This window comes from Ruegeria sp. AI2 (genome assembly GCF_056541275.1).
The window spans coordinates 105188-112727 of sequence record NZ_JBQFYB010000012.1; the positions used below are offsets into that span (position 1 = coordinate 105188).

Annotated in this window: 7 protein-coding genes and 1 pseudogene; 7 read left to right on the forward strand and 1 reads right to left on the reverse strand. The window is 59.1% G+C overall.

Annotated features, from left to right (window positions below; all coding sequences use genetic code 11):
- The first annotated feature begins 44 nt into the window (after positions 1–44).
- On the forward strand, positions 45–992 hold the full coding sequence (locus ACR0LL_RS17350) for a GlxA family transcriptional regulator (RefSeq protein ID WP_480588522.1): 948 nt from the start codon (positions 45–47) through the stop codon (positions 990–992).
- 67 nt (positions 993–1059) lie between these two features.
- Here the strand turns inward: ACR0LL_RS17350 and ACR0LL_RS17355 are convergent, their stop codons facing one another.
- Positions 1060–1662 carry a helix-turn-helix domain-containing protein gene (locus ACR0LL_RS17355; RefSeq protein ID WP_480588523.1) on the reverse strand — a complete coding sequence of 201 codons (603 nt, stop codon included), beginning with the start codon at positions 1660–1662 and terminating at the stop codon, positions 1060–1062.
- 146 nt (positions 1663–1808) lie between these two features.
- Between ACR0LL_RS17355 and glyA the strand changes: the two genes are divergently transcribed.
- The 6 genes and pseudogenes from glyA to gcvT form a co-directional block, all read left to right on the forward strand.
- Positions 1809–3062 carry a serine hydroxymethyltransferase gene (gene glyA / locus ACR0LL_RS17360; RefSeq protein WP_480484282.1) on the forward strand — a complete coding sequence of 418 codons (1254 nt, stop codon included), beginning with the start codon at positions 1809–1811 and terminating at the stop codon, positions 3060–3062.
- 11 nt (positions 3063–3073) lie between these two features.
- Positions 3074–4456, forward strand: coding sequence for a dihydrolipoyl dehydrogenase (gene lpdA, locus ACR0LL_RS17365; RefSeq protein ID WP_480588525.1), 1383 nt, complete (start codon positions 3074–3076; stop codon positions 4454–4456).
- A gap of 14 nt (positions 4457–4470) precedes the next feature.
- Complete coding sequence (gene lipA, locus ACR0LL_RS17370; RefSeq protein WP_480588526.1) at positions 4471–5415, forward strand: lipoyl synthase; 945 nt, start codon at positions 4471–4473, stop codon at positions 5413–5415.
- A 25-nt stretch (positions 5416–5440) separates the two neighbouring features.
- Positions 5441–6814 carry an alanine/glycine:cation symporter family protein gene (locus tag ACR0LL_RS17375; protein WP_480488771.1) on the forward strand — a complete coding sequence of 458 codons (1374 nt, stop codon included), beginning with the start codon at positions 5441–5443 and terminating at the stop codon, positions 6812–6814.
- Between the two features lie 82 nt (positions 6815–6896).
- Complete coding sequence (locus ACR0LL_RS17380; protein WP_480588528.1) at positions 6897–7319, forward strand: universal stress protein; 423 nt, start codon at positions 6897–6899, stop codon at positions 7317–7319.
- A 16-nt stretch (positions 7320–7335) separates the two neighbouring features.
- A pseudogene (gcvT, locus tag ACR0LL_RS17385) lies at positions 7336–7540 on the forward strand (glycine cleavage system aminomethyltransferase GcvT); the annotation flags it as partial.

A 7540-nucleotide genomic window follows, 5' to 3' on the forward strand; every position in this document is an offset into this window, starting at 1 on the left:
ACGCCATCGCTCATGGTCGCGGCATGCAGAGATAGATCAGTTTCATGCCAAATTCGAAAATATTAACGCAGCAGTACAATGTCCTGCTGTTCAACGGGTTCTCGAACCATTGCCTTGCGAACATGGTCGAACCGTTGCGGGCGGCAAACACCCTGTCGCGGCAGGCGTTATATACGTGGCGCTTCTGTTCGCTTGACGGCAACCCTGTTCAAAGCTCCAGCGGCCTTGTCGTCACCCCGAACGGGGCCATCGGCGATCAACAGGGGGATTTTCTTGTTGTCATGCCGTCATATGGATACCTGAAGCTGGATACGCGGTCGACCATGCGGGCCGTGCTGGCTGCGGCCAAGAAACACAAGCACCTGGCCGGGCTGGATACGGGAAGCTGGCTGCTTGCCAGCGCCGGATTGCTGGATGACCACAGGGCAACCATTCATTGGGACGAATTTTCGCGGTTCGAAGAAAGGTTTCCGGCGGTAGAGGCCGTGCAGGAACGGTTTGTCATCGATGGCAACCGTCTGACCTGTTCCGGGGCCATGGCAGCCTTCGATCTGGCCCTGACCCTTATCCGCCGGGATCACGGCCCGCTGCTGGCGATGGAGGTTGAGCACCTGTTCATGAGCCGGAACGGGCGTGGCCATTATGACCTGCCTCTGAAATCCGAGGACACGCTGGTCAATCGTGCGCTGACCGTCATGCAGGCGCATCTTGAAGCACCGCTGTCAGTCCGGAGTGTGGCCCGGAAAATCGGGTGTTCGCAAAAACGGCTTGAAACGCGTGTTCAGGCGGAACTGAAAACAACTCCGCAAGCGCTGTACCGGCGTCTGCGCCTAAACCGCGCGCGCAATCTGGCCGAGGATACGGAACAATCCATCGCCGAGATCGCGGGGCGCTGTGGATATGAAAACGCCAGCGCCATGACCCGCGCGTTCAAGGCCGAATTCGGTCAAACGCCGACCGCATTTCGGAATGGAAACCTGTCGGGGCGATGAGCCCGGACTGGCGGGAAGCCGTTTGTTGCTTTTCACAACCTGCAATAAAGCATGCGGTTTTCTGATGTCACTCCAGCGAAACCCACAGAATCTTGGCGTCTTCGTCGCTGGTCGAGATACAGCCATGGCCCATTCCACTGTCGTAATACAGTGAATCCCCCGCCTTCATGGGCAGGGGTCGGTAATGTTCGGAAAGGAAAATCAGCTCGCCGCTGAGTACATACATGAATTCTTCGCCAGAGTGCCGAATCCAAGTGTCGAACTCGGATACATCCCGCGCCTTGATCGTTGCGATATAGGGTAGCATCCGTTTGCTGGTCAGTTCAGAACACAGCAGTTCGTGATGATAGGTGGGCGTGGTCTTGAATTCCCCCTCGCCTTTTGGGGTGAAATCGCGGCGACCCGAGATGCCCGACTGACCCGATTGCAGGAACAGCTGTGGCGTGCTCATGTCGAGCGCCTGTGTCAGGCGCCGCACGATTTCAAAACTAGGCCGTGTCTGGTTGTTTTCGATCTTGGACAGAGTGGACCGACCAATACCCGCAGCACGGCCAGCCTCTTCCAAAGTCCAGCCTTTTGATCGTCGCGCATCGCGAATGGAGCGGCCCAAAGCCTCGCCTTCATCCGGTTCTTCCAACCCGGAAACATCGTTTTGGCTTTCATCGACCATGGATTTCCCCCTGTTTTTCAAAGGCTACAGGTTTTCCCATACATACGCAACTTCTTGAATAAGAGATTTATGTTGCCTTGTTGGATCATTTTCCACTATTGGAAACAAAGTTTCGTACTGAGGATTCGGAACCAGAGGAGGGGATAATGTTCAAAACGTCGCTGAATGAGGCTGACCCGGTAATCGCCGCGTCGATCGCGCGCGAAGGAATACGGCAGGCGGAACAGATCGAATTGATCGCGTCCGAGAACATCGTCTCGAAAGCTGTGATCGAGGCTCAGGGCTCGGTCCTGACCAATAAATACGCCGAAGGTTATCCTGCGCGCCGCTATTATGGCGGGTGCGAATATGTCGACGAGGTCGAAGTCGAGGCCATCGAAAGGCTGAAACAGCTGTTCGGTTGTGAATACGCCAACGTTCAACCCCATTCCGGCGCTCAGGCGAACGGGGCGGTCAAACTGGCGTTGCTGAGCCCCGGTGACACCATCCTGGGCATGTCGCTGGATGCGGGCGGACACCTGACACACGGTGCAAAACCTGCCCAATCCGGCAAGTGGTTCCGGCCGGTACAATACGGTCTGACCCAAGCCGGCCTGATCGATTACGACCAGGTGGCCGAGCTGGCCCGGGCGGAAAAGCCCAAGCTGATCATCGCAGGCGCATCGGCCTATTCCCAGAAGATCGACTTTGTCCGTTTCCGCGAGATCGCAGATGAAGTTGGTGCGTGGTTGCTGGCGGACATGGCGCATATCGCGGGTCTGGTCGCAACTGGCCTGCACCCTTCGCCCATTGGGCACGCGCATATCGTCACCTCAACCACCCACAAGACACTGCGCGGCCCGCGGGGCGGGATCATTCTGACCAATGACGAAGCGCTGGCGAAAAAGATCAACTCTGCCGTATTCCCGGGCTTGCAAGGTGGACCGCTGATGCATGTGATCGCCGGCAAGGCGGTTGCATTCGGAGAGGCGCTGAAGCCGGAGTTCAAAGAATACATGCAGCGCGTTGTCGACAGTGCATCGGCTTTGGCCAATGTCATGATGGCGCGCGGATGTGACATCGTTTCGGGTGGCACCGAAAACCACCTGATGCTGGTCGATCTGCGCCCGATCGGTGTGACCGGCAAGGATGCCGAGGCCGCGCTGGAACGTGCCGGGTTCACCTGTAACAAGAACAGCGTTCCGGGCGATCCCCAGAAGCCCACCATCACCAGCGGCATCCGTCTGGGCACTGCCGCCGGGTGCAGCCGGGGTTTTGGCCCTGAAGAGTTCAAACAGATCGGCCATCTGATCGGCGATGTTCTGGACGCGTTGGCGCAGTCGCCCGAAGGCGACGCGGCCATCGAAAAAGAAACCCGCGAAAAGGTTCGCGCGCTTTGCGCAAGCCACCCGATCTACTGAAAGTGCGCGAAATGAACACCTACGATCTGATTGTCATCGGAGGCGGACCGGGCGGCTATGTTGCCGCGATCCGCGCGGCTCAGCTGGGACTGAAAGTTGCCTGCGTCGAAGGGCGCGGCGCTCTTGGCGGCACCTGTCTGAACGTGGGGTGCATCCCCTCCAAAGCGTTGCTGACCTCCTCGGCCAAATATGCCGAGCTTGCACATCTCTCCTCCCACGGTGTTGCGGTCGAGGGGGCCAGCATCAATGTCGGCGCGATGATGGAGCGCAAGGACAAGATCGTGGGCGACCTGACCAAAGGCATCGCATTCCTGTTCAAGAAGAACGGCGTTGACCTGATCGAAGGTTGGGCCAGCATCCCTTCAGTCGGGCAGATCAAGGTTGGCGCTGACATCTATGAGGCAAAGAACATTCTGATCGCGACCGGGTCGGAACCTACCTCGCTACCGGGGATCGAGATTGATGAGCAGGACGTCCTGAGTTCGACCGGCGCGATCGCGATGGAAAGCGTGCCGGATCATCTGGTGGTGGTCGGCGCAGGTGTGATCGGTCTGGAACTTGGTCAGGTCTGGGCGCGTCTGGGCGCGAAAGTCACCGTCGTCGAATATCTGGACCGTGTGCTGCCCGGCATAGATGGCGAGATTGCAAAACTGGCGCAGCGGGCGCTGGCCAAGCGCGGCCTGAAGTTCCAGCTTGGTCGGGCATTGAAATCCGTCAACAAGACCGCGGCCGGATTGACGCTTGCTCTGGATCGGGTTGGCAAAGACAAGGAAGAGGTGATCGAGGCCGACAAGGTTCTGATCGCCGTCGGACGCCGACCGGTAACGCGCGGGTTGGGGCTGGAAGAACTGGGGATAGCCTGCGACCCGCGCGGCTTTATTCAGGTGGATGACACATTCTGTACCTCTGTTCCCGGCATCTATGCCATTGGCGACTGCGTTCCAGGGCCGATGCTGGCGCACAAAGCCGAAGAGGATGGCGTTGCCTGTGTCGAGATGCTGGCAGGCGAAGCGGGACATGTTGACTACAATACCGTGCCCGGCGTGGTTTACACCGACCCCGAGGTCGCCTCGGTCGGGCTGACCGAAGAAGCCTTGCAAGAAACGGGCATTGAATACGTAGTCGGGAAGTTTGCCTTCATGGCCAATTCGCGGGCGCGCTCGACCGGCGAGACCGACGGGGCCGTCAAGGTGCTGGCCAGTTCCGAAGGCAAGATCTTGGGCGCGCATATTTGCGGTGCGCATGGGGGAGATCTGATTGCCGAGCTGGTTCTGGCCATGGCCAAGGGCATCACCGTCGCCGAGGTCGCAGCCACCTGCCATGCCCACCCGGCGATGGGCGAGGCTGTGAAAGAAGCCTGCCTTGATGCCATGGGCCGGGCAATTCACGCGTAGCGGGGACCAGCCAGATGACCATCCAGCTTAGACCACGTCACCCGGAAAAAGCCAAAAAGGCCGACAGCGTCATTCCGCGCAAACCCAAGTGGATACGCAAGAAAAAAGGCGACAGCTCCGCCTATTACGAAACCCGGCGCCTGATGCGGGATCACAATCTGGCGACGGTCTGCGAAGAGGCGGCCTGCCCCAATATCGGCGAGTGTTGGTCCAAGCGCCACGCAACCATGATGATTATGGGCGAGGTCTGCACACGCGGATGCTCGTTCTGCAACGTATCGACTGGCCGCCCCGACGCGCTGGACGCTTTCGAACCCGGTCGCGTTGCAGCGGCGGTCAGGAAGCTGGGCCTGCGCCATGTCGTCATCACCTCGGTCGATCGCGACGATCTGGCCGATGGCGGGGCCGAGCATATTGCCCAGACCATTCGGGCGGTACGCCACCAAAACCCCGGCACCACGGTCGAAGTTCTGACCCCCGATTTTCTAGGCAAGGGCGACGCCGCCAAGGCAGTCTTTGACGCCGCACCGGACGTGTTCAACCACAATCTGGAAACCGTGCCGCACCTATATCCGACCGTCCGTCCTGGCGCGCGGTATTACACGTCGCTGCGGCTGCTGGATGATGCCAAGCGCGCCAATCCGGAACTATTCACCAAATCCGGCCTGATGGTGGGCCTGGGGGAAACACTCACGGATGTGCGTCAGGTCATGGATGATCTGCGTGCAGCGCAGGTCGATTTCCTGACCGTTGGCCAATATCTGCAACCAACCCCGAAACACCATCGAATCGACCGGTTCTGGACACCGGAAGAGTTCGCCCAGCTGGAACAGATTGCCCGGTCCAAGGGCTTTTTGCACGTGTCAGCAACCCCGCTGACCCGGTCGTCGTTCCATGCGGACGAAGATTTCGCTGCTCTCAGGCAGGCTCGCCAGCGGGCTATCGCCAAAGGGGCATAAACCAAACGCAAATGGGAGGGAATCCATGGAAGCGTTAAATTCAATCGTAGGGGCCATCAATGGCGTCGTGTGGGGGCCGCTGATGCTGGTTCTCATCCTTGGCGTCGGCTTCTTCCTGCAGGTCGGACTGAAGTTCATGCCGATCCTGCGCATTGGCACGGGCTTCAGCCTGCTGTTCAAAGGCCGTGAAGGTCAGGGCGAAGGGCAGATCAGCCCGTTCAACGCGTTGATGACTTCGCTGTCGGCCACCATCGGTACGGGGAACATCGCCGGTGTTGCCACTGCTGTCTTCCTGGGCGGTCCGGGCGCATTGTTCTGGATGTGGATGACCGCCCTGGTGGGCATGGCCACCAAATATGCCGAGGCTGTCTGCGCGGTGAAATACCGCGAAAAGGACGAGCTGGGCAACTTCGTCGGCGGCCCGATGTACTACATCAAGAACGGTCTGGGCGCGAAATGGGCGTGGCTGGGTGTTGCCTTTGCCCTGTTTGGCGCAGTTGCGGCCTTTGGCATTGGTAACGGCGTGCAGGCCAATGGTGTTGCACAGGTTCTGGAATCGAATTTCGGAGTAAACACCTCGGTCACCGGTGTCGCTCTGATGGTTCTGACCGCCGCTGTTATTCTGGGTGGTATCACCCGTATCGGTGCGGTCGCCGGTAAACTGGTTCCGTTCATGGCGATTGCCTATATCGTTGCCGGACTGCTGGTCCTGATCATCAACATCGGCAACATCGGTCATGCGCTGTCGCTGGTCTTCACCTACGCCTTCACCCCATCAGCCGCCGAAGGTGGTTTCGCTGGTGCAGCCGTCTGGGCCGCCATCCGCTTTGGTGTGGCGCGCGGTGTTTTCTCGAACGAAGCGGGTCTGGGTTCCGCTCCGATCGCGCACGCGGCAGCCGAGACCAAAGGCCCGGTCAATCAGGGCCTGATCGCGATGCTGGGAACGTTCATCGACACTATCATCGTCTGTTCGATCACCGGTCTGGCGATCATCTCGTCAGGTGCTTGGACATCGGGGGAATCCGGTGCGGCGCTGACTTCGCTGGCGTTCGAGACCACGCTGCCGGGTATCGGCGGGTCGATCATCGCCATCGCTCTGTCGATCTTTGCCTTTACCACCATCCTCGGCTGGTCCTTCTATGGCGAGAAATGCGTCGAGTTCCTGCTGGGCGTGAAATCCCTGCTTCCCTACCGCATCCTGTGGATCATCGCGATCTACTTCGGTGCAACCGCGGATCTGGGCTTTGTCTGGCTGCTGGCCGACACGCTGAACGCCATGATGGCCATTCCGAACCTGATCGCCCTGGCCCTGCTGAGCCCGATCGTCTTCAAGCTGACGAAAGAGTTCTTCGCCTCGGGCGGCAAGTCCGAAGAGCCGGGCGGCGCGCCTGCCGAATAAGCTTGGTCTGACTTGAAACCGGGGGGCCATTCCGGCCCCCCGCCTTAAAAAAACAGAATTCCATATCTCGAGGAGAGACGTGATGGCCACGAAAATCCTGCTGCCCATTGATCACACCGACGACCGTTCGTGGAAGAATGCCCTGCCAGTTGCCTTGGAACAGGCCAGGTTCTACGGGGCTGAACTGCACGCGGTTGCCGTCATCCCCGAGATCATCCAGCTGCCGAACCTGCCCGCCAACTACGGCGCCGGCGCCAAAGATCACGTGCGAAATGCGGTTCAGGCCATTCTGGATCATGGCAACGCATCGGACGTGCCTGTCCATGTTGAAGAAGGCAGCGTTTACCGTGAAATCCTCAAGCGCGCCTACAAGGACGGCTTTGACCTGATCGTCATGGCATCGACCAAGGGTGATTTTCCGAATTATGAAATCGGTCCGAACCTGGCCCGTGTCGTGCGCAACGCGCATTGCACTGTCATGGTTGTTCGCGACCAGTCCCGTTGAGTGAAAGGTTGGATCAATGACCGAGATTAGACGCACGCCGCTTTTTGGGCTTCACGTTGAGTTGGGCGGCAAGATGGTTGATTTTGCCGGGTGGGAGATGCCGGTTCAGTATCCGCTGGGGATCATGGGTGAGCATAAGCAGTGCCGCGAGAAGGCGGCGTTGTTTGATGTGTCGCATATGGGTCAGGTGATATTGCGGGGCGAGAATGTGGGCGAGAAGC